Origin of the sequence: Nostoc sp. T09 (assembly GCF_002154695.1) — a bacterium.
GTDB lineage: Bacteria > Cyanobacteriota > Cyanobacteriia > Cyanobacteriales > Nostocaceae > Aulosira.
The window spans coordinates 1-1,997 of record NZ_MTAV01000186.1; the positions used below are offsets into that span (position 1 = coordinate 1).

Annotated in this window: 1 protein-coding gene; it reads left to right on the top strand. The window is 35.2% G+C overall.

The genetic code is table 11. The features are described from left to right. Positions 1–1,377 precede the first annotated feature (1,377 nt). Positions 1,378–1,932, top strand: a complete 555-nt coding sequence (locus BV372_RS29795) for an acireductone dioxygenase (protein WP_086690350.1) — start codon at positions 1,378–1,380, stop codon at positions 1,930–1,932. Positions 1,933–1,997 lie beyond the last annotated feature (65 nt).

Genomic DNA, 1,997 nt, shown 5'->3' on the forward strand with positions numbered 1-1,997 from the left:
CAGTACAGTTTTATTCCTTCTTCCCTGTTCCCTGTTCCCTGTTCCCTCCCTACGTAAATATTTTCAGTAATCAAATCGGATTGCTATATATTTAGGAATTGTCTGTTTAACCAAATTTCACCTTTAGATTGTAATTAGCTAAAATGCGTTAAATCGATAGATTTACAGCCATTAGGCAACATAAACTTTATTTAAAAGTTAGCTAAATTGTTGTTTACCTAAAAATTATGCAATTGTAGCAAAATAACTCTGAGCATAAAAAATAGCTGTTGAGGTCGACTGTTTCATTATTTACTTAATTTCCCAAAAGAATTAGTCGTTTTTAAAACTGTGTTAGATTTCTCACTACATGAGCAATACAGTTTTTTCTCATCACCCCTTGCTAGACTCATAAGAATATGCGATACTCTTTGAAATAGCCTAAAAATACACTATGTCTATCGTATTATCGTAGTTAATCAGTATACCACTTATAGGACTCATATTTGATTTCTGAAATACTGTAGGGTGGGCAATGCCCACCCTACACTTAAGATTAAAGTGTACGGATTTTTTTCAAGAATCAAACCGGATTCCTATATGCAGCTATTATCGTTAATCTCAAACATTTATACCTCCGTTCCTGTGTAGCAGATAGATATTCCAATTTATCTGCTACCTTTCTCAAATATTTACCATAGTGATTATTTAAATTATTCAATTTAACTCGGATATTAAATTTTTTGTGTCAATCTAATTATGCCTAAGAAAAAGTTTTTCATCATATTATAAATATGCCAACTTTCTCCTAACCTCTGCTTGTAGTAGATAGGTATTTTGTACTTATCTACTACTTTTTAATACATACCTGTAGAAAATCGTGATATGAACGAATACTCCAGTAAATCAGCAAATAGTTTTGTCTATTGGCTCAATCAGGCAAATCTTTATGAAGCAGGAATCTGATTTTCTCTCTGAATTATGTGATTTTTTATATACCCCCAAAACCCTAATCTGGTGGGCAGTGCCCACCCTACATATACTGACTCCCCTACATATATGTAAATTTTTTCAATAATCAAATCGGATTACTATAGCGCTCCTATTTGATTTTTGAAATTCTTCGGGTCAGTAGGAAATAAGCAATATATTTTTCACGAATGATTTAGGAATGCTATTAGTACAGTGTGGCAGCAATAACATCCAAGCTGATGTTAATCAAGCTTAAAAATTTTGCCAGATCCAACACATACATTTTTTCTTACCATTAATTTTAGAGATTTGTTTCAGTAGAGCAAAAAAGCAGTATGATTTAGACCCATCCGCAAGCGCTTGTTATAGATTTAGCATAATAGTAACAAGTAAAAATATGCTGTAATTTCTTGCAGAGGAGCATTTATGGCGATTCTACGACTAGAAAATGGCACATTGTACAAAAATTTAGAAGACATTACGCGAGAATTGGCATCCTTGAATATTCAACTCAATCACTGGACTGTGGGAAGCGATCGCCAATTACATGATTTACTAGCAAAAGATAGCCTCAGCGAAGATGAAAAAGAACAAGTACTCCAAGCTTTAGATGGCTATTTTGAGCAATTGCAACAAACAGCAGGCTATCAGTCCCGCGATCTCATTGTCTTATATCCCGAAATTCCCAACCTAGATGAGTTGTTGGCAAAGTTTGCACAGATCCACACCCATGCAGATGATGAAGTCCGCTACATCATCGATGGCGAAGCAGTTTTTGGCTTTGTGCGTCCCGATGGTAGTCAAGTAGAACTCACAGTACAGCCACAAGAATACATCAACGTCCCAGCTAAAAGCGAACACTGGTTTCATCTAACTCCAGCAAAGCGAGTTAAAGCAGTGCGCTATTTTATTACTACTGAAGGCTGGGTTCCCCAGTACACAGCTAAAGAAATTCGCATTCCTCAGACTGTATTAGCTTGAAAAATATGGTTCTTCAGTACCTAGTATGCTAAATTTACGTGAGAAAATCTCAAAAAGCTTGGTAT